Source organism: Citrobacter sp. Cu231, from assembly GCF_030332265.1.
Taxonomy (GTDB): Bacteria; Pseudomonadota; Gammaproteobacteria; order Enterobacterales; family Enterobacteriaceae; genus Citrobacter; species Citrobacter meridianamericanus.
In genome coordinates this window covers 45,734-66,742 of the sequence record NZ_JAOWIE010000020.1, presented here as the reverse complement: position 1 = coordinate 66,742, position 21,009 = coordinate 45,734, and the positions used below count along the sequence as shown (strand labels likewise).

The window sequence follows — 21,009 nt, the reverse complement described above, 5'->3', positions numbered from 1 at the left end:
TGGCCGGTCAGACGGTTACAGTCGAAGAGGGATAAATCGCGATATAAACATAACCGTGTGAGCCAAGCGTGTCGGCTTCGCAGGTCAGTCCAATGTGATTCAGGGTAACGCGTTGCTGATGGCGAGAATTCAGCTCACCGGTTGAAAGCATCTGTTCCAGTTGTTTCATCATCAGTGGAAAAGCCTGGTCAAGGCGAAGTGCTTCATCGTCGCTGAAGTCGCCGGTAAACCTCGCCCGGTCAGCCAGGAAATGCAGCCGGTTGCCTTCCTGCACCAGCCTCACACTGAAATAAGGCGTTTTATTACACGTCAGTCCCCATTGTTCAGAATGCATATGTCCTCCTTCAGGACCAGCCACGTTCGGCGAACGAGACAATCTCTTTGCTGCCGACAATCAGATGGTCCAGCACGCGCACCTCAACCAGCGCCAGCGCTTTTTTCAGCCGTTCGGTGATATGCCGATCGGCATCGCTGGGCTCGGCATATCCGGATGGATGGTTGTGGGCAAAAATGGCAGCGGCGGCGTTATGCCGCAGTGCGGCTTTAACCACTTCGCGAGGATGAACTTCCGTGCTGGTGATGGATCCGTTGAACAGGGTTTCGTGCGCCAGCAGCCGATTCTGATTATCCAGAAACACCACCATAAACACTTCCCGCTCCAGTCCTGCGAGGTTTAGCCGCAGCCAGTCGCGGGTGAGTGATGCGGAGGTGAACGCCACGCCGGGTTCGCGCAGGTGATTCTCGATAAGCGTCAGAGCGCGTTTTATGGTGCGGTGTGAAGTTAGTGGATGAGGTAATACGGTACTTTCCATAATGTTCTCCACCTTCAGTCGATGATGTGCATGATGGCGTTGCTTTCAGGATGGCTCAGCGCAAATTCGCGCAGGCGAAAGTAATGTTCACTCATGGCGGGGCTGCCGGTTCTGCAGGCATGGTGGCTCCAGTTCAGCAGGCAGACTGCGATGCCAGCGGCTTCGCTGCTCATTTCCAAGCTGTTGCCATTCAGCTTGTTGAACACGGCCCAGCTGTTCTCGCTGTCAGGTGCGATGAAGGCACCGCCGTTGCTGAGCGTGTAATAATTCCAGTACCCGCCGTTGTAGGCTTCGCACAGGCGGTCCATCCAGGCGAAGGCACGAGGCTCCAGCAGCATCCATTGGGGGATTTTGCCGAAGTGCTTCGGCCAGAAGTTAAGGCGCTTCCTGTCTGGTAAGAGTGACGCGGTGATTAGTGATGTGATTTGATCCATGTTGATTCCGTATTAGTGGTTTGAAAACAAAAAGGCCATGCTTCCCGGAGGAGGCATGGCCTGAAGTTTTTTTAAGTGAGTACTGATAAGCTGGGATGTGGCAGTTGATCCTCTCAACCAGTCGTGACGGTTAATTCAAGGCAACTGATACTGACAATGGCTGGTAATATTGCGGATCGAATATGGACAGTGGCAGGTCGGTTTGATGCCCTGCATGTAATTCAGTTACCTTCAAAATTTCAACGGCACTGACACTTTCAACACATTCATATTCCAGAAAAGCGTCCTGTGAACGTGTTGCGTCACTTTCTCCAAAGGGAGCGACTTCCATGACGCCTTGCGCGAGCGTTTTTCCAGCTTTGTCTTTCAAACGCAGTGACACATTCAGTTGGCCGAAACCTGTACCGCTTCCGCCGTTATCAAGGCGAAACTGATAAACGCAAATATTGCCGGAAGTCCACACTGTATCGGTGTTACGGATACTGATGTAGCGTTGTTCATCGGCTTGTGCGGGTAGCAAGTGGCACAACGTTAAACCAGCGATGAAAGGTAAGGCTTTAACAAATCGGTTCAAAATGATGCTCCTGATTTTGATAAAGGGTCGCTTTGGTGTTGTTGGAAGGCCCTTAGCAGTTGCCAGTACGACGACATAGCTCCGTCAAACTTTGTTGTGCTACCCATTGCTGTAACTTCCGATCTTCTTCCGAACGTTTAGCTACCAGAGCAGCCTGCTGCTGCTTGTTCACACAATTATCCGGAATGACCATAACGACTTTCGGGGTCATCTGCTGTCTGATCTTTTTTGCTTTAGCATCGATATCATCAACTGGCGGGTAGCTAAGAAGATCATCAATCGCTTTTTGTCGTGCTGAAGATTGATTGTCGATAATAGCGAAATAGCATCCTTCACCTTTGTCTTCTCCCTGGTAGACCGTTTCAATGTCATTGTAGGTTTCACCTACAGGCTCCACTTTCAGTTGGCGAATCGTGTGCGTCTTTTTATCGGCAAGAAAAAGCGCACCACCACCACGGACACGTAACAGAAACTGTTTCGTCCACGTATAGTTATCAATCACACTGGCCTGATAGAGCATGTTGTGCAGTATGTTGTCATCCATACCATCGGCAGATTTCCAGCCTTCAGCCTGCATGTATTGCCAGGCTTTAACAGTTCCGACAATATTTCCAGCTTCAGTTGGGAAAACAGCCCCCAAGAAAAAGCTGGCAGCCAGCGCTGTAGTAGTAAGCAGTTTCATAATGATTATTCCTTTTGATGTATAAGGCCGCAGTTGGTTGCGACTAGCATTGAATTGAAAAAGCGAAAGAGGGGTAAAGCCTGAAGAAAATCCGGGCGTGAGAGGATGTCACGCACAGTGATATCCGGGGAAAAACTGTCCTTATGGAGCGTGATTGCCCGAATATCCGTCAAAGGAAAGACGGCAATCCGTGCCTGATGCTCCCCCGTCAGATACCACTCGCCTTCACGCAGAACCAGCCGGTAGGGAGCGAGACCTGTACAGCGGCAACCTTTACCGAGCAGCGTCACCTTTCGATGTTCAGATACCGCGCTCACCAACCGAGTAAACACGCCTGAGTCTGGTGATGAAGCCTGAGCTGCTCCTTGCCAGATAAGGCAAGGAGACTCCCCTGGTCCGCTCAACAGTGAACTGACCAGATGGTTATCCATATCTGGAAACAGTGCTTCAACGCCTGACTGGCGAGCAAATGTCATTACCGCCAGCTCTCTCTGTCGGCTACCGGATAACAAACGGCATCGGCCTTTACGATACTCCAGGTCCAGATACATCAGTCTTTCCCGAAAGTCCCGGCGCAGGGTTCGAACCGACACACCAAATTCAGTTGCCAGCGCTTGCAAATCCAGTGTTTCGCCAGCCACCAGACGGCTGATAATTAACGACAGTCGGACGGCAAGCCGATCATGACGACGTTCAACCTGAGCCATGAGGCAGGTTCTCCAGTGAGATAATTAGCTGAAAATAAAAAGAATATCTTAGCGAGGGTGTGGGACAGGGAATGGACACCAGACGACGTATTTTTTACAGTTGCCAAAATCAACCGTGATGGGGCGTAAAGGGGTAACTGTCGAAATTCAGCAGCTTATAAAACGCCAGAACGGACAGGGTATGTCCCGAAGTTCATGGCAAGTCAGCCAGCTCAGAAGAAAATCCAGTCCCAAACGGCACGAGCAACGGACACCACCGCCTCACGGACAGTACGGATGACCACTTTTAGTGGCGAGGGTATAAATGATGCCGCTTCAGCAGAATCAAACACTTCTCCGACCGCATTACCAAAGCCTTCACGAGCCTGCTTTTTTATCGGTTCACTGCATAACCTCCCATGCAGTTGTGCCGCCAATGGGCTGGTGGCACGATCCGGCAGGCAACGCATTACCGTTTCTACCATTGATGGGAGATTCCATTCTGTTCTCGCTGAGACAACGCACACAGGATGGTGTGGTGAAAATAGCTGACGAATGGACTCCAGCTTGGCCTCGATATTAACCGACTGGTCCGGTGATGGCGCATTGCCGGTGACATTCCACTCATGGCTGGGCTCTATTTTGTCAGCCTGGTTAATGATAAAAAGTGTCCGATGCTGGTGGTCAGTCATCACTCCCTTGTAGAAGCGTTCATCGACGGAGAAAGCACGATCATCGGCTTTGATTACCCACAGGATTAAATCCAGCCCAGGGAGGATTCTGCGATATAAAGATTCATATTCTTTATCCCGTTGCTCACTCTCACCTACACCGGGTAGATCTACGAGTATTAGGCTGTGGTGAACACTGCGCAGCCGGAATCGCAGCACGTCGCGGGTACAGGCACTGATATCGCTGATGGGCGTAACCTCACTTTGGAACAGAGCATTGCAGAGCGACGATTTCCCTGCGCCTGTTTTTCCCATAATGCCGATGACCGGTTCGTAGTGAGTGAGCTTTTGAATATGGTCAAAAATATGTTTGCCAATGGCGTGGGGGAGTGATGCCAGTGGCTTTTCGATGGCCTGCATACCTTCTGATTTTTTCACGATACGACCTCAGTAGAAAAACAAAACCCCTGAGGCAAGAAGGCATCAGGGGGGATTCATGGAGATAATATCTATCTGAAATTATTTGGATTGGAAGTGTGTTAGCCGAGTTATGAAATGTATTTCAAAGGATTAATAAAGAATCACATTTTGAGCCGGAGATAGCTATTAGATTGGATCTAAATCATTTTTTGGGGCAATAGTGAAAAAATGATGTCTCTGGCACATTGCCATAAGGAAGATGTTGATATTATTGTAATTGTGGAGTAGTTAATCAGTAATTATCGCTTCGCTTCATTCTAACAAATTCGTCGAATTCTGTTTATCCTCTACAAAGTAAACAGTTAATGGCCGTTAACCTCGAGTCGGACAGGACTATCGATATATTAAAGTATTTTGGATGAAGCCCTCCAAGTGGTCTTATCACGATGACTTATATGCTTCTGTAATATAAGGATATTTATGTATTTAGGTAAGCTGAAAATTTCGCGGTTTCGATCTTGTGATGATGTGACCGTTAGCCTCCGCCCAGATTTAACTGTATTGGTTGGTGAAAATAATGGTGGAAAATCCAATGTCGTAGACGCAATCAGATTGCTTACTTTGCCATTGAGTGGACGCCGCGAACGATATCCAGAGGATGAGGATGTACGACGTTATTCGACAGTCCCAAGTTTTCAAATCGAAGGGGCTTTCCAGGGTCTAAGCGATACTCTCAAAGGTCTATTGATATCTGCAGTTCCCGATCCTACCAAGAACGAGGCTACTTTCGGCTATCGATATGAATCGCGTTCTGAACATGCTCCCCGAGGAAAGACTACTTTATGGGCTGGACGTTTCGACACTAATGGACCAGAGCTTGGTTCTTCTGAGTTGATCCGACACGTTTATCTCCCTCCTTTAAGGGACGCACATCAGGTGCTTGGTACTAGCAGTGGCGCTCGAGTGATGGCATTGCTGCGTAATTTCTTGCCAAAAGAGCGGGAACAAGATTTCCTCGCTGGTGTCAGGCGTGCGGATAATCGGCCTGAGATATTAACTACAATCAATACGGATATCAGTACTGCTCTCGGACTACTCACGAATGGAGTACGTCCGCAGATAGCGGCATTGGATTTTGGTAGCGAAACCTTACTCGATGTAGCTCGTGATTTAAGATTTCGTATGGCCGATACAGGTTTGATACCCGAAGATATTCGGTCGTCTGGCCTGGGGTACTCAAATCTACTCTACATGGCCACTGTTGTTGTAGAGCTGACTAAGGCCAAAGAGGCAGACCTCACTATTTTCCTTGTTGAAGAACCTGAAGCGCATTTGCATCCGCAATTACAGGTACTTGTGCTTGAGTTCCTCTTGGATCAAGCGCGCCAATCAGCATCACGTATCGTAGAGCCAGGAAAGCCTGAAGGCCGCATCCAAATTGTTGTGACAACCCATTCCCCTAACCTGACCGCATGGGTTTCTCCACGTCACCTAGTGGTCATGCGTTCGCGGCATCGTGAACAAGATGGAATAGCTATCTCAGAATCAGTGAGTGTGCCCATTGCCGAAATAGGGCTAAAGCCAAAGACATTAGATAAAATTAGTCGATATCTTGACGTGACTCGTTCCGCTTTGCTGTTTGGTAACAGAGCTATCTTGGTGGAAGGGATCGCGGAAGCACTATTGTTGCCTGTGTTAGCACAAAAGCTTGTGCTAGCTAATGATTTAGATGGGTGGCTTAGGTTCAAGGGGGCTGTAATTGTGCCGATCGAAGGTGTGGACTTCCGTCCATATGTAGAGGTACTGCTACGGCCATATGGTGATGCACGTATTGCTGATAGGCTGATAGTGATCACTGATGCGGACCCAACCGTGTTGGGAAATAGGAAAGTTGATCTGGAAAATCTGGCTGCAACGCATGGAGCTCCAGATGCTTTGATCGTTCTAACCAATCAGCACACATTGGAGCACGAAATTTTTGGCGCTGGAAACGAAAGTTTCCTGAAAAGCGTGTTTCTTCGTTTGCATCGTAATTCACGTAGAGACTGGGAAGCGCAGATAGAGGGCATTCCAGAACAAGATCGTCCCAATGCATTTCTTAAATTAATTGAGACGAAAAAAACTCGCAAAGGCGATTTGGCGCAAGCTATGGCTTCGCGCATTGAGGCGGGTGAACCATTTGTTGTTCCGCCTTATCTTATTGATGCAATTCGTGGAGCTTCACGTATATGACTGGAATCCACAATCTAACCCCAGAGCAAGAGAGTTTTGCTTCTCACGTTGGCGGAGCCTTCGTTAATGCTTGTCCTGGAGCCGGAAAAACGCGCACTATCATTGCTCGGCTAGCGAGGATCGCCGCTACGTTGCCTTCTCGTCAGGGCATAGCGATACTTTCATTTACAAACTCCGCTGTAGACGAGTTCCGCGAACGATGCTTGGCTGCTGGGCTTGATACTCTTTTAAAGTATCCTAGTTTCATGGGAACACTTGATGCTTTCGTCAGGCATTTCGTTGTACTGCCAAGTTGTGCGATATCGAGTCAAACACGGCCAATTATCCTAGATAGTTGGGATACGCTTGGTGTAGAAATTCGTTTATCAGGTCAATTTGCCTTTCGAGGTCAACCGGTAAGTCTAGATTTGTTTGATCCAGAAACCAACGTTATTGATCCTGATAGGATTCGACATGCAGGTTTGCAAAATCATGTACGTCAACATCAGAATCGATATCAACAAGTAGCAGCAAATCGGCGACGATCTTTGCTACAAGCTGGCTATATGAGTGCAGGGGATGCACGTGCTCAAACATTGCGGTTGATTAGAGATAATGTAATTGGTGAGTCACTTGCTCGCGCATTGGCGGCACGTTTTCAAGAAGTTATGGTTGATGAAGGGCAAGATTGCAATCCACTCGATCTGCAAATACTGACATGGCTCAGAGCACATGGGGTAAATGTTACGTTCGTTTGTGATCCTGACCAAGCAATCTACGAATTTCGTAATGGTAATCCTCAAGGAATACAGGTATTTAAGGATACATATCCTATTGCGGCGCAAAAGGGGTTGACGGGGAATTTTCGTAGTAGTCCTGCAATTTGCCAGCTAGCAGCCACTCTAAGGCGAGAAGGTCAGATTGATCGGTCGCTTGGTGAAAGTGCTGATGTTGACTATCCAATTTTACTTCTTACCTACGGTGGCCGCGGCCCAACGGCAATTATTGGTCAGGCATTCCTTAGAAGGATTAGGGAACTGGGGCTCGAGTCAACCAAGACGATTATTTTGGCTCACTCAGGCAAAGTTGCGTTGCAGGCAGCTGGCGTCACTTCCAGCATTTCAACCGGGAACTCGCGAATTGAGTTTCTGGCTCGTAAAGTTTCAGAGTTCTGGTCACCTGCCGCAACTCCAAGAACGAAGGAGAATGTAATCCAGTCAGTCGAAATATTATTGCTGGATTTAATGGGGGTGCGTCAACGAAATGAGCATCTGGTTAAAGTCATCGAACGTCTTGGATTGGACCGGCGTGCCCATCGGAGATGCGCCCTAAATTTTCTCATTAACCTTCCAAAAACGTGTAGAGACTCCGATGAAGAGCGGCTTGCCTGGATAGCCTGTGTTCATGCGGAAATTGAGAAGCTGCATCTGCCACTCCCTGCTGGCGTAAGCTTACGTCGTTTCTTCCAACAGCCTCCTGATGCGCAATGGTCAAAGCATCTTCAAGTGCCCGCTGCTCTCAGTTTCGCATGTGGCAACATACATGAAGTGAAAGGTCGTGAGTACGATGCAGTATGCGTCGTAGTCCCGCCGAATCGAGCCCCTGAAAACAGAATTGAAGCACTCTTCGAGTCATGGCAAGCGCGAGTAGATGCAGAGGCAAAGCGCGTACTCTACGTTGGCCTCACCCGTGCTCGTAATTTTGTTGCTCTTGCGATACCAAACGCCTTTGCAGGGCGTTGTGTTGATTTGCTGGCCACAGGCCAAGTGCCCTACACAAGAGTGGATTTGTGAACCAGAAACCAATAGTTTTCATATCCTATTGATATAAATTAATTTTAAATGGACTTTTCACTATGTGGCATGATAACGAGACAACTGTCGATTATTTGAATTTTGGTGTTGTTGCTGATGCATGTGCAAGCCTGCTGAAGCAGGCTAATGGGGAACCTATTTCTATTGGGGTCTCAGGTGGCTGGGGAGCAGGTAAATCTTCTCTGGTGAAAATGATTGCATCACGCCTGGAAAGCTCTTCAGTTGAAGAGTTGCTGGTGGAAGAGACAAATCAAGAAAAGCATTCCTTTGTTGTACTCACTTTCAATCCATGGCTCTACCAAGATTTTGAGTCCGCCAGGAGTGCATTGCTACAAATTGTGGGGGACGAGATTGTTCGTCTTACAGATGAAAATAAAACTATCACTGACAAAGTATCTGAACTGTGGCGAAGGATAAATCTTCTCAGAGTCGCTCAATTAAGTGGCGAAGCCGCATTGACTTTAACCACTGGTATTCCTATTGGCTCTCTTGGAAAAACGGTTTGTAAATTGGCAGGTTGGTTTTCGTCGGATGATAAGGCTAACAACGAATCATCTGACACCGACACCCTTGAGCTAAGTTCCAGTGGTCTTCTAAAACCGAGTGAGCCATTCTCGATGCCCGCCCATATTCAGGCATTCAGGGATACTTTAGAAGGTATACTTGAAGAGCTGAAAATTACGCTAGTAATATTTGTGGATGATTTAGACAGATGCTTGCCACAAACAGCAATTTCAACACTTGAATCAATTCGTTTGTTGCTATTTATTCGCCGTAGCGCTTTCGTCATTGCCGCAGATAACGATTTCATAAAAGCTGCGGTGAAGGTTCACTTCGATGGTGCGGGAATTACGGGAGATGTTGCAACTAACTACTTCGATAAATTAATACAGGTTCCACTCCATGTCCCTCGCCTTGGTTTGAATGAGGCGAAAGCGTATCTGGTCCTTCTACTGCTTGAACGAGAGACTAGCGTAGGCAATTTTGGCAAGGAAAGGTTCAATCATGCGCTTAGCGTTATCCCTGAGAAACTGCGTAATAGCTGGAAAGGCGAAACGATCAATCAAGAGTTTTTGTATGAACTGGTAGAGCATATTGATGCACTCAAAAGTTTAATGGATTTAGCTCAGGGACTTGCTGCACTTCTTCATAGTTCTTTAGCAGTCAACGCCAATCCCCGATTAATGAAAAGATTTTTGAATACCGTTTATTTACGTGATGCTCTTTCTGCGCCGCAGGGAATAACTTTAGATATAGCCGCACTGGCAAAATGGCATCTCCTTGAAAGGTGTGACGAAAGCCTTGCTGAGGAGCTTGCTAGTCGTGTGCATTCGGATAATGACGGTAGGGTACAAGTTTTGGCGGACGCTGAAGCCGCTGCAGCGGGTCAGAGTAGCTTACCTGAGCCTTTCAAGAATACGCCATTTACTCAGCAATGGCTCCAACTTCTGCCAGCTTTGGGAACCGAGGATCTACGCCCGCTTCTCCACCTCAGTCGTGACTCTGGAACTCGCGACTTTGGTGATGACAATATGACTCCTGATTCTAGAAAATTGAGAGATGCACTGAAAGTTGCCACTAATGGTCATGAATCCTTAGTTGAACTTATGAGGAAAATAGGACCTTCACAGACTGAGTTGGCGATGACAAAGGCCTGGCAAAGTAACAGTGCTTCACGTACCTGGAAGAGTTACAAGGATATTGTAATGCTGATTGAGTGCTGCAAGGTTTACAAGGAAATTGGAAATAAAGCGGTCAGCCTTTTGGATCAGGCTCCTCTAAAACTTATTGGCCCGGGTTTAATCCCAACTCTTGGTGCTCAGCCATGGGCGCAGCAACTTTTGGAACGATGGAAAGATCTTAACGAATTACCAAAGACAACTAAGAAGGCAATTGTGGACCTTGGGAGGGGGCGCTAATGGGAACATCAACCTCTAGTGGGGGAGGACGTTCAGGCTCACCGTTTGACCCTGAATGGTTAAAACCTGATAGTGATACTACAACAGGTGGAGGAGATTCGCCTGATTCACCATCGCAGGAGAATGATAAAAATGTAATTCCTGATGGTGCTATTGCACCTGAAAGACGGTTTGGACCTGCTCGTTCGCTCCTTGGTGGATATCTGCAAAATGGCAGCCACGACAATTTACGCGGTGCGACTAAAAGCATGGTCTCCAAAGGAATGGGGGGAGCACGACGAGCTGCCACTACTATGCGAGGCGTTGCCAGCGGGGTCGGTAGTCTTGGTGAGTTCCTGACGTCTGCTAGGGATGGAAACGACCAGCGAGTGATTGATTGGCTTACTCACGTTCGTCAAGAGAATCTTTCGGCAACGGATCTTACTCTTGAAATTTTGAAAGAAGTTATTCCTGAGACAGGAAGCGTTGATGATGAATCTCTCCGTAATGCTGGCGCGGAGGCTATGGCGCAACTCTATGAACTTTATCCGGAAGTGGACATATTCAATCTTACGGATATGCAAATAGGTGAAGTCATGGGGTTGACCATTGCGAATGAGATTTGTAATCGAATCGATCTCCAGCTTGGGCAGACTTACGAAAAATTAAAATATGATCCTCTATTAATTCAGGAACGGCGTTCTGATATTCGCGAGTGGGTCGGTGCTAAGGTTAGAGTGGTATTGGAAAAGCAGACTACAAAAAACACAGATCCGAAAAGCTTGGCTCAGTCCATTCTCTTCTCTGCCTTAGAGGTATTTTCAGAATGATCAAAGTTATGTGTGCTAAAGCAGAACTTATACCAGCGCAGGTTCCTGCTGATGTGCGAGTATTCTCCTATTTCAAAGGCGCTAAGCGTGCAGGTGTTGGTACAATTGCGAATCGATGGCATGGCGCATTAAAACGGAGTGGATTTTGCCCTTCAATAGATATTTGGGATTTTGTACAATTTTGCCTCGCGGTATGTAGCGCAGATCTGTCAAGCCCTAGAAGAACGAGTGCAGATGGCTGGACCCGGAATATTCAGCTTACGGTTGGATTGTGCAATCCAGATAAGTGGTTACCGCTAAAATCCGATCTTGAAGATATGCTAAAAGTTCTGACTGGTGATTATTGGTTACTAAATTTCAATAATGCAGGCATGGAACCTCCTCAAGGAGATGGCGCTTTTCTAAGTAATGATTGCGTATCTTTATTATCCGGAGGGCTGGATAGTCTAATAGGTGGAATTGATTTGGTGGCAAAGGGTCGAAAACCACTATTTGTTTCTCAACTCGCGCATAAAGATTCTGAGCGACAGAGGGAATACGCATCCATGCTGATGGGAAATGGTTCACATTATCAATGGAGTCATGGCATCAGCTTCAAAGGACCGCGCGAGCCTTCGACACGTGGCCGCTCATTAGCTTTTTATGCATTTGCATTACTTGCCTCAACGAAAATAAATTTAACAAAACCAACAATATTTATTCCTGAAAATGGGGTGATCTCCATAAATCCTCCTTTGGTTCCGGGGCGCGTATCCAGTTTAAGTACTCGTACAACTCATCCTATGTTTATCGATATGTTGCAAAGAGTTCTGGATAATTTGGGCATCCATGTGCAGCTTGAGTTGCCGTATCGTTTCAAAACTAAGGGAGAAATGATGCAGGAATGCCTTGACCAAGACCTTTTGCAAAAATGGGCTGCTGATTCTACAAGTTGTGGCCGTTTTCGAACCTATAATCGTCAGCACTGTGGACGTTGCGTTCCATGCTTGATCCGTCGGGCTGCATTCCTTGCATGGAAACCTGATGGGGATACAACGTCTTACCGCTTTGAATCTGTTGTTGGCAGTGACAAGTCTGGTGCACCAGATGACCCTATGGCTGTAGCACTTGCCATCCTTGATGTAAGGAAGAGAGGGCTAGACAGATTTCTTGGTGGTTCGTTGGTTTTTGCACCGATTAAAGAGCGACCCATGTATCGTAGAGTTTTGCAGCAAGGTATTAAAGAGCTAGAAACTGTACTCGTTCAGGATAAATTGCTTTGATTGATTTTCACTGTCACGTTGATTTGTATCCCGAGGCTAGAGATGTTTATGCCGGTGCGATTAAGCGTAATGTTTTCACGTGGTTAGTTACTACGAGCCCAAAGGCTTTTCAGGCTACAAGCCATATTTTAGAAAAATATGAATCTGTAATGATCAGTCCTGGACTTCATCCTGAAATTGTCGCTGATCGTTTCCAGGAATTGGAAATGCTTCTCGAGTTGATTCAAAACGTGGCTGCTGTAGGTGAGATTGGATTGGATGGTTCAAAACGATATTCCACCAGTTACGCGATGCAACGTCGAGTGTTTTCCGAGGTGGTCAGGAAGTGCCACGATGCTGGGGGACGAGCAATGAGCATTCACTCAAGACAGGCCGTTCCTGATGTGCTGGCTACCTTAAAAGCGTTCCCCTCTCACGGAATTCCTATTTTACATTGGTTCACTGGAAGTGTTACGGAATTGAGGAATGCTTCAGCGCAGGGATGCTGGTTCAGTATTGGTCCGGCTGCTTTCAACTCTGCCGCTGGGAAAGCTCTTGCTATTAAGCTCCCTAAAGACAGGGTTGTGCCAGAGAGCGACGGGCCATTTGCTCAATTTAACAATCGCACTGTGATGCCATGGGATTTCAATATTACAGTTCGATTGCTGGGCGAGGCGTGGTCAATGCCTGAAAATGATGTAAAGCTACAATTGTTAAACAATACGAATACTTTGCTTGGGCAGATGGGGAGCGATCGAATTGCTCTCAACTTTTAAACGAAATGGTATTCAGTTGCCACAGGTTTAACAGATATTTTAGTCGGATGGTGTAAGTCTTAATGCGTATGCCGTTTGTTGACATAGCGAGTAACCGCAACGTACTTAAGCAAAGGAAACTCATAACTTTAAGGGAGAATTGGCAGCGAGAGATATCACCGACGAGTTTTATGGAGAATCATCTTTGTGCGTATTTGACTGCCATAACTAGGTAGGCTGGATTTTTTTCTACAAAAGGAAAGTGTGATGGAATCTGCACGTGATAAACATACCCGTGAGATTGTAGAAGCAGAGGATCTGTGGCTACTTGATAGCGTTGATACTGAAGGTTACGTGTGCTGGGGGTGTGGTATAACCATGCATCCTGCTGCATGGGAAAAAGATAAAAAAGTCAGAGCCTATTTTAAAAAGAAACGCCATATTCAGCATCATCCTGAATGTGATGCTGATGCTGAAAGCACAGTAATTCGCCAAGGCCAGAAGGCCAGTGTCCGCAACATACTGGACAGTGCTCCGGGGTTAATGCCCTCGGGGCTAAAGTTGATCGAAAAACGCCCTGTTGTTGAACCAAGTTTCTCTGGTGATGAAAGTAAATCCAGTTCGACACGTTCAGCATCCTCACAATCTGGTGAAGGTAATTCACCCGAACGACAATCCCGGCGTCAAGTGAATGCTATTCGCAATATTTGCCGTGCCTTCATCCGTTTCCCGCATGACCGGGGAATGTCGCTTAACGTTCCCGGAATCAGTGGTCAAATCTACATGACGGCATTTAAAAAGCTCCGGAATGAGGTTCAACCTTACCCTGAGCCGAAGATCTTTTATGCACCACTGCTCTGGAATAAATTTACTGAAAATGATGAAAACCTAATCATTCCGCTGTCAGGTGAATGGGGAAAAGATGAGGAAGGTAAACCTAAACCTACCCGAAGCTACCAGATCTACATCGAATGGGCTAGCTGGTCTAAAGCCAAGCGTACCGTGGTTCGTAAAGAGCTGGAAGCAGCTCGCACAGAGGCTATCGAAGCTAAAGGTAAAGGGCTGAAAGATAAAGCCTGGATCTTTTTTATCGGCGAGCAAAATGCAGAAAATCCGGAGATCTTTTACGTTAGCGATTATCGACTCATCTGCGCGATTGTAGGGCACATCACTTATCCCTGATGTGAAAAAGGCCTTCCCTAAACAGGAAGGCCACATTGAAATTAAAGATCGATTTGGTAAGAACCGAAATTACGATATCCTTCACCAAAGATCTTGGTCTCTATTTTAGCGAGATAATCAAGGCGGTTCAGCAGCTCCTGATAGTGGCATTGGAAGTCTGGATGGTTAGAATTTAGTACATAACGGCAGTTCTCTGGAAAATGCACCAAGCCTCGATAATCGTCCAGATGTAGGCCCATCGCGCTATACCAAGATCCGGTGATCATTGCTCTTAGCGTATTTTCTTGCTCATAATCCCCGAGATGGTAATAGGCATCTTTGTTAAACAGCAGGCAAAGGTGGTAATGGCATTTACCCGATAATGAAAATTCTCTCGCCCATATAATAATTACTGTTCCTCGGTGTACACGTTTCCCTTCTCGCTCTTTTCTCTGAATATCGGCTATGAGCTTAGCCTCCATTGATTTGCACATACGGCTAATTTCACCAGGTTTCAGGCTATGAAAGCAGCAAATGTTATCACCGTTGTCAACTATCCCCGGAAAATGAGTATCAACTCTGAACGCAACAACTCTTTGGTGCCTGTTCGTAATCAAATTCAATGATTGATTGATTATTGATCGGTAAAGTTCAACATAACTCATATCAGAATTCCTATGTGGTTAGTCCTACGGTCTTTAAAGACCATATTAATGATTGCCACACAGATAAGACTGTACATTGTCTTTGATTCAGATATATTCAGGCATCAGAGCATCGTATCCCCATACTGTTGTGATCTGATAATTACTTGATTAATAATACTGCTCTTAGATGACTATTAGTCATAGCTAAGAGTAGATTGCCATTATAATACCTTTCCAACATCTAAAATTTAGACAAAGACAGTCCTGGCCTGTGGTGGCTATATTAAAGTTACTCTCTAATTAGCTTGTTTTTGCTAAGTAATAAATGTGTTTTTCCAGTGGCGTTTGACTGTTGAAATACTGATTCCTAGAATTTTAGCTGTTTGTATCTGTGTATGTCCTTTTAGCTTAAGTTTTAATATTTCCATCTTATGTTTACTTCCCTTTTTTCTTCCTAACGCTTTTTTCATTGTGCGATTCCGACTCCTTGTTGACTTAAGATTATGAATGTCGACTTTTTTTTGGACTGTTATCAGAAATGACATGCAGCATTCAATTGCTGGCTCAATTCTAGTGCGAGGATGGTAACAGTAGACATTTATCTCCTTTCGAAAAAATAAAAATAAAGCCTCCTCTATGTCCTCAACATTTCTTCCCAGACAGCTTAAATCAGTAATTACAATGGTGTCACCACGGTTCATTTTTGTATTAATGAGCTCCTTTAAAAGCCGTTGTTCTGAAAATGGTCGTTTAATGTCAACAATTTCAATAACAATATTCTCTGAGTCTACATGGAAAAAAACGCATATTTCTCGAAAAACAGTATGCTCTCTAACACCTTTTGCTCCAGCAGAGTCAACACAAGCGAAGTAAGCAAAAAATTTCATTGATTAGAATCCGGTATCATTAATTATTTTTTGACACGTCAGACGTCTCTGACTTTGAGGGCGCAAAAAAGCATTTGATGACAATTGGCATTCTCACAGTGTTATCTGTCTAAGACAAAAAAATGTTTGATCTTGATGTTTCTGCCAATTGTCCTTTTCTTCTTGATTTGATACTTGTAAAAAGTGTCAATAATGTATTTTTGAACCTCTATTCAATTGGTTTGCAAGTTGATTTTATTAAGGTTTAATCGCCTCAATCGAATGATGCCTCCGCAATCTCGTATCGAAATTTCAATGGCTTATTCTGTTTTTATGGCTGAGTTAATGGCCTTTACTTGCAATTCATTAAGACTCAATAACCCACTTGACTACGTAGTAAAAGCCACTCGTCTAACTCAGCTTCCAGCCAGCCGATAGATTGCTTACCCAGTCGACGCTGTTTGGGAAAAGATGCATCGTAGCGCGAAGATTTTGGATTGAGCCAATCATAGATGGTGGAGCGGCTTATGCCCATTTTGCTGACGACGTCGGTTAAACGAAGGATTCTGACGTTGGATGTGTTCATGTTAAGTTACCTTGCATTAGTTCAGTTTGGTTGTGTAAGAGTATGATCAAAGGATTTTGCAAAAAATCCGGGTAGCAAAAAGACATTTTTTACAAGAGTTAACTTGTTGATATATGGTGGATTAATGTTTTCTGTATCTGAAATTTGTGAAGAAATTAGCCAGAAAATAAAGGAAGTCTCTGAGGAGATGTCACACTGCAAGTGGGAGAGATATGCTGAAATACTTGATGAAAGCTACTCGGTAATACAAGAAGAACTAGCCAGAATGAGAGAACAGTACTGGAAATCTGCAAAAGTGGGTACGCGTGTAAGGTTGTACTCAGAACCTCATCTTCGGGATTATCAAAGTCACACTGTTAATGGGATGTTACAGCTCAAAGAGGAGTACACAGAATTATATGATCCTGTACAGGAGTGCTGGCGAGACTTACAGAGTCGTATTTATCGGGAGACTTTTTTTCCATTAATTATCGAGCCCATCAGAATTGATGACATATTTTTTGCGCATCTTTTTAATGCTTCAATGTTGTATCAATGGGGGCAGTCGGTAGCATCGGAAAATGAATGCATCGCGCTAAGGGCATTAAATACCTCTTTTAGTCTATTTGATAAGTGTATCGGAATGGTTTGGTTCAAGGTTTACATTGATAAACAATCAGAACTATCAGGCGTTAGAGTTAAGGCTGGAAAGAAGGGGGGCGAGAAGAAAACAGAGGTATACATTGTTATTCAGAGGAAATTAGTAGACCTTATAAATGAACTTGCACCACAAGGTGGTTGGAAAAGTAAAGCTGCGGCAGTGAATGACCTTATTGACCCCTTATGGGAATATGTTGAAGAATCAGATATTGTAATTAACAATCAAAGTAAAAAATACCGATTAGCAAATGCAAGCCAAGATGCATTAGCGGATACTATTCTAAAAAATTGGTCACGAAACGTTGAGAGTGTCAGACTAGCATTTGATTCTCATGTACACAGAAAAAAATAATCACCTTGTAGCTGAAGCTCTGCTTTGTAATTTAGATAAAGTGTATTAGCTCAAATTTGACTGGCACTGTTGTTGCACAGGGCTTAACCTAAACTGACAGTCCGCTCAGTGCCGATAGCGGAACACGCTAATGCTGGTGTACAGGTGCTGACTCATTTCCTCCTCCACTTTCATCCCGTTAAACTGTGAAAAAAAGGAGGTAGGTGTGAAACTGAAAATGCAGGATTTGAGGCTGTTTAATCTCGTGTTTGAGAGCGATCCTGGCTGGATACTTGATTTCTCTAACCGCACCTTGTCTGCTTTTTTTGATGAAGAACTGAACATTGATATTGATGATAAACGTTATCAGGAAGAGGGGACATCAAAAGCCAAACGAGTTAGATGCTTGCTGAAACAGACTGATCGTGAGACCGCTCTGCGGGTTCTTGGCGCTCTCTGGCAGTATAAAACAGAATCCATGCCTGAACAGGCTGAACAAAGCCGTAATGACTATCTTGCACTGATTTCCCGCTTAGAAAACGCTGACACCAATGAAGCCAAAGGCGTAAAGCCTGTCCAGGCATGGCATGGTGTTGACTGGCCTTCACTTATCGCTGAAATGAACGAGATGAAATCTCTGCCGCCACAACTACGTGGTTTTCGGTTTGAAATTTGGCTTGCTGAACTGTTCAGTATCTTTAAGCTTGCTCCCCGTTCGTCTTTCCGAAATACAGGCGAACAGATTGACGGAAGTTTCCGACTGAATGATGAATTTTACCTGATGGAGGCAAAATGGCATCAGAAAAGAACGTCGGCTGCCGATCTCCATGTATTTGAAGGAAAGCTCAGTACCAAGGCAACCTGGACACGCGGCGTTTTTATCAGTTGGATGGGATTTACGCCTGAAGGTCTGACGGCTTTTGGTAAAGGGAAGCGGGTTATCTGTGTCAGTGGTTATGATCTTTACCACTCACTGAGTCATGGGATCCCTTTGCCCGACCTTCTGGACGCTAAAACCCGGCACGCCGCTGAAACGGGAGAGCCCTATGCTGAGTTCGACCGACTATATGCACTGAAGGACAAACAGTTCGGCACGCTGAAATAACGGGTTGGAAAGCGGTGACTTGCTCCCCGTTTCACACAGAATACAGAATGCTGTTAGTAATGTCCGCATATCGCTCAATGAAAACCTGGCAGCGCAATAGGCGGTCCGCTCCGTATTTTGTTTCGCGAGTTATATTTTTCGCGGTTGCGTATTGAAAAAAGATGAACAGTACCTATTTCAGTATTTCCCGTGCTAATGGTTTTTCCTTTTCAGGAGTACCCTTACGTGAATGCGAAAAAAAAGGCGGATGATTCGAGTGGGCGTTTTAACACTAGCCCTGAAGTGAAAATTCTGGTCTGGATCCGTGCAGCGGGTCATTGTGAACTCTGCGGAACCGATCTGACCCATGATTTTCGTATCGGTACGCCGATGAAATGGGGAGAAGTGGCCCATATTCTTCCTGCCAGCCCGAAAGGCCCCAGGGGAAACGCCACACACAGCGAAGAAGAGGCCCTGGCACTGACGAATGACAGCGAGAATCTTATGCTACTGTGTCCGGGATGCCATGACCGGGTTGATCGTGACGGCGATAATTATCCTGAAGACGATCTTAGCGGACTTCACTCTGCCTGCCTGACCAGAATTCGCTTAGCGGCTTCCACGCCCGGGGAGGAACGCGCCATACCGGTTATCGTTCAAAGCCAGCATCATCAGACTCTGGTTGCAATTCCGGCGCAGGCCCTTCTTACCGCCATGTCTGCAGAAGGGCTTACGGCACAGTGCCATCCGGTTACGGTTGTGTTCCCTGAGCCCAGTTCACGGGGAAGGGATGCGGGTTACTGGCAGGCGATTAAGGATTTAATCACTGAAAAACTCGAGGCCGGGCTTGCCCGCCGCGGGGGGCAATTTGGCGATAAGCCGGCTCTGGCCATGGTTGGGCTTGCGGATATTCCGGCGTTGTTTTTCCTCGGCCAGACCATTGGCGACCGCTATAAACGCTTTCAGTATTCATTTAACAGGGAACATATATTGCGCTGGCCGGATACAGATGCCCTGCCGCCGGCGTTTATCTCTTCTGAACTTCCGCAAGGTGAGGGGCCAGTTGCTCTGGTGCTGTCTCTTTCCGCAGCGGTACCGCGAGGCGATGTTACCGCCGCACTGCCGGGTGCCCGAATTGTAGAATTCACTGTACCTGAACCCAGCTACGCCATGGTGACAAACCGCAGGGTCATCCATGCGTTCAGAGATGAGCTGCAGAAGCTGCTCAGTCAGTTAGAAGCCACCACGACCCAGGCCATTCATGTTTTTGCCGCGGTGCCTGCTGCGCTGGCCATTGAATTTGGGGCTTTGCTGACGACTCAGCATCAGCATCCCTACATCATCTTTGACCGTGACAAAAATAACGCAAACCAGTTTCGCCCCATGCTTAGCATCGGATGTACAGAGGAGCAACGTCCATGAGTAACGAACAGACTAAACACCGCAGCTGGGAGTATTTTCTTCTCCGTGCAGCCCGAAAAATTTCGTTATCAGCAGCTCAGTACAGTGTTATTGATGCTCGCTACTCTCAGCTGGAAAAAATTCTTTCTGCTGCCGATGATCCCCTGCTGGCGGATGCCCATATTTTTCCCCAGGGTTCTATGCGTCTTCAGACAACGATTAACCCGGTGCCTGGGGCGCCAGCAGATCTCGGGACAATTGATGCCGATGCGATTGTCTGGTTGCCCCATGCCAGAGGGATCGATGCCCGGACTGTATTAGAGGTCATTGAACGTCGTTTCCAGGAGGGCAGTAGGGTTCAGGAGGATATTCAACAACTTCGTCGCGGTGTCAGGATTGTTTACGCCGATGAAAATCCGGGTTTCCACATTGATGTCACACCTGCACGTCCCTGCCATCATAATGAGCAAAGCGACGGACTGGGCATGCTCGAAGTACCCGACAGGGAGCACGGCTGGAAGGCAAGCAGTCCCATTCCTTATGCAGACTGGCTGCATGATGCGTCAAAGCAAGACATTATGCTTGAACATGTTGTTGAGTTTAATAAAAGTCATGCAGTAATGGACTCTGCGACCCAGGCCCCGCTGCCTGAATATAAAGAATATCAAAAAGATGATCCGTTACGTGCGAGCATTAAACTGATGAAAAGGCACAGGGATGAATGGGCGATCAGGACGAAAAATGAAAGATACCGGCCTATTTCGGCAGTTATCACCACGCTTGCGACTCACGCTTATCTGGATGTTGTCGCGCAGTCAGAATATACCGCCTTCACCCCGCTTCAGGCTATCCTGGCAATCGTGAACAGGATGCCTGACCATATTCATCGTTACAGTAATGAGTATTACGTCTGCAATCCTGAAGATAACGGCGAGAATTTTGCGGAAAAATGGAATCGTCCGGATGAAGGTTATAAATACGTTGATGCCTTTAATAAATGGCATGCGAGTGCCCGTTCGGCGCTGATGCTGGGGCTCGACAGCCACGCGTCGACAGAAACCTTTGCGAAGGCGGTCCAGGAGCAGTTCGGTATTGGTCCGACATTCGTTCGCGAAGTTAACGAGAGCATTCCGGCAAACTGGACGATGCCCGGGCGGCAAGATGGTGTGACACGAAACTCTGTCGCAATGGGGTCTCTGTTCGGGAGTTCAGTCAGCAGTAACCAGTCTCAGGCAAATGTTGCACCTGTCGGGCGACTCGGCTGAT

Annotated in this window: 21 protein-coding genes; 11 read left to right on the top strand and 10 right to left on the bottom strand. The window is 46.3% G+C overall.

Translation table 11 applies throughout. From position 1 onward, the window contains the following. Positions 1–7: 7 nt before the first annotated feature. The 7 genes from OGY15_RS01070 to OGY15_RS01040 form a co-directional block, all read right to left on the bottom strand. A complete protein-coding gene (locus OGY15_RS01070; protein ID WP_286537623.1) occupies positions 8–334 on the bottom strand; it encodes a type IV toxin-antitoxin system YeeU family antitoxin in 327 nt (108 codons plus the stop codon). A 10-nt stretch (positions 335–344) separates the two neighbouring features. After that, the gene (radC, locus tag OGY15_RS01065) at positions 345–812 is read right to left on the bottom strand and encodes a RadC family protein (RefSeq protein ID WP_181499891.1); all 468 of its coding nucleotides are present in this window, start codon (positions 810–812) and stop codon (positions 345–347) included. 14 nt (positions 813–826) lie between these two features. Beyond that, complete coding sequence (locus tag OGY15_RS01060) at positions 827–1,246, bottom strand: antirestriction protein (protein ID WP_181499892.1); 420 nt, start codon at positions 1,244–1,246, stop codon at positions 827–829. A 130-nt stretch (positions 1,247–1,376) separates the two neighbouring features. Further along, complete coding sequence (locus tag OGY15_RS01055) at positions 1,377–1,820, bottom strand: IrmA family protein (protein WP_038886245.1); 444 nt, start codon at positions 1,818–1,820, stop codon at positions 1,377–1,379. A gap of 52 nt (positions 1,821–1,872) precedes the next feature. Then, the gene (locus tag OGY15_RS01050; RefSeq protein ID WP_286537589.1) at positions 1,873–2,502 is read right to left on the bottom strand and encodes a hypothetical protein; all 630 of its coding nucleotides are present in this window, start codon (positions 2,500–2,502) and stop codon (positions 1,873–1,875) included. 5 nt (positions 2,503–2,507) lie between these two features. After that, the gene (locus tag OGY15_RS01045; RefSeq protein WP_038886240.1) at positions 2,508–3,209 is read right to left on the bottom strand and encodes a WYL domain-containing protein; all 702 of its coding nucleotides are present in this window, start codon (positions 3,207–3,209) and stop codon (positions 2,508–2,510) included. Between the two features lie 212 nt (positions 3,210–3,421). Continuing rightward, entirely contained in the window at positions 3,422–4,297 is an 876-nt protein-coding gene (locus OGY15_RS01040; RefSeq protein ID WP_286537559.1) for a GTPase family protein, read from the bottom strand. A 462-nt stretch (positions 4,298–4,759) separates the two neighbouring features. On the opposite strand from OGY15_RS01040, the gene OGY15_RS01035 reads away from it, so the two are divergent. From OGY15_RS01035 to OGY15_RS01005, 7 genes are all read left to right on the top strand, one after another. Next, a complete protein-coding gene (locus OGY15_RS01035; protein WP_181499897.1) occupies positions 4,760–6,511 on the top strand; it encodes an ATP-dependent nuclease in 1,752 nt (583 codons plus the stop codon). Next, positions 6,508–8,283, top strand: coding sequence for an ATP-dependent helicase (locus OGY15_RS01030; RefSeq protein WP_286537547.1), 1,776 nt, complete (start codon positions 6,508–6,510; stop codon positions 8,281–8,283). The genes OGY15_RS01035 and OGY15_RS01030 overlap by 4 nt, the downstream gene beginning before the upstream one ends. 62 nt (positions 8,284–8,345) lie before the next feature. Beyond that, a complete protein-coding gene (locus OGY15_RS01025) occupies positions 8,346–10,223 on the top strand; it encodes a KAP family P-loop NTPase fold protein (RefSeq protein ID WP_142476590.1) in 1,878 nt (625 codons plus the stop codon). Further along, on the top strand, positions 10,223–11,032 hold the full coding sequence (locus OGY15_RS01020) for a Qat anti-phage system associated protein QatB (protein ID WP_248208885.1): 810 nt from the start codon (positions 10,223–10,225) through the stop codon (positions 11,030–11,032). The genes OGY15_RS01025 and OGY15_RS01020 overlap by 1 nt, the downstream gene beginning before the upstream one ends. Further along, on the top strand, positions 11,029–12,294 hold the full coding sequence (qatC, locus tag OGY15_RS01015; RefSeq protein ID WP_181499900.1) for a Qat anti-phage system QueC-like protein QatC: 1,266 nt from the start codon (positions 11,029–11,031) through the stop codon (positions 12,292–12,294). The genes OGY15_RS01020 and qatC overlap by 4 nt, the downstream gene beginning before the upstream one ends. After that, on the top strand, positions 12,291–13,049 hold the full coding sequence (gene qatD, locus OGY15_RS01010; protein ID WP_286537530.1) for a Qat anti-phage system TatD family nuclease QatD: 759 nt from the start codon (positions 12,291–12,293) through the stop codon (positions 13,047–13,049). The genes qatC and qatD overlap by 4 nt, the downstream gene beginning before the upstream one ends. A gap of 246 nt (positions 13,050–13,295) precedes the next feature. After that, positions 13,296–14,210 (top strand): hypothetical protein, encoded by a 915-nt coding sequence (locus OGY15_RS01005; RefSeq protein ID WP_012540836.1) that lies wholly within the window; start codon positions 13,296–13,298, stop codon positions 14,208–14,210. A gap of 41 nt (positions 14,211–14,251) precedes the next feature. Here the strand turns inward: OGY15_RS01005 and OGY15_RS01000 are convergent, their stop codons facing one another. From OGY15_RS01000 to OGY15_RS00990, 3 genes are all read right to left on the bottom strand, one after another. After that, the gene (locus OGY15_RS01000; protein WP_142476595.1) at positions 14,252–14,854 is read right to left on the bottom strand and encodes an inovirus Gp2 family protein; all 603 of its coding nucleotides are present in this window, start codon (positions 14,852–14,854) and stop codon (positions 14,252–14,254) included. Between the two features lie 296 nt (positions 14,855–15,150). Beyond that, positions 15,151–15,723, bottom strand: a complete 573-nt coding sequence (locus tag OGY15_RS00995; protein ID WP_286537522.1) for a helix-turn-helix domain-containing protein — start codon at positions 15,721–15,723, stop codon at positions 15,151–15,153. Positions 15,724–16,075: 352 nt separating this feature from the next. Then, complete coding sequence (locus OGY15_RS00990; protein WP_071602232.1) at positions 16,076–16,288, bottom strand: AlpA family phage regulatory protein; 213 nt, start codon at positions 16,286–16,288, stop codon at positions 16,076–16,078. Positions 16,289–16,412: 124 nt separating this feature from the next. Between OGY15_RS00990 and OGY15_RS00985 the strand changes: the two genes are divergently transcribed. From OGY15_RS00985 to OGY15_RS00970, 4 genes are all read left to right on the top strand, one after another. Beyond that, a complete protein-coding gene (locus OGY15_RS00985) occupies positions 16,413–17,279 on the top strand; it encodes a hypothetical protein (RefSeq protein ID WP_286537519.1) in 867 nt (288 codons plus the stop codon). Positions 17,280–17,484: 205 nt separating this feature from the next. After that, positions 17,485–18,363 carry a restriction endonuclease gene (locus OGY15_RS00980; protein ID WP_286537515.1) on the top strand — a complete coding sequence of 293 codons (879 nt, stop codon included), beginning with the start codon at positions 17,485–17,487 and terminating at the stop codon, positions 18,361–18,363. Between the two features lie 225 nt (positions 18,364–18,588). Further along, positions 18,589–19,764, top strand: a complete 1,176-nt coding sequence (locus tag OGY15_RS00975; RefSeq protein WP_119261511.1) for an HNH endonuclease — start codon at positions 18,589–18,591, stop codon at positions 19,762–19,764. Next, on the top strand, positions 19,761–21,008 hold the full coding sequence (locus tag OGY15_RS00970) for a nucleotidyltransferase domain-containing protein (RefSeq protein ID WP_286537509.1): 1,248 nt from the start codon (positions 19,761–19,763) through the stop codon (positions 21,006–21,008). The genes OGY15_RS00975 and OGY15_RS00970 overlap by 4 nt, the downstream gene beginning before the upstream one ends. Position 21,009: the final 1 nt, after the last annotated feature.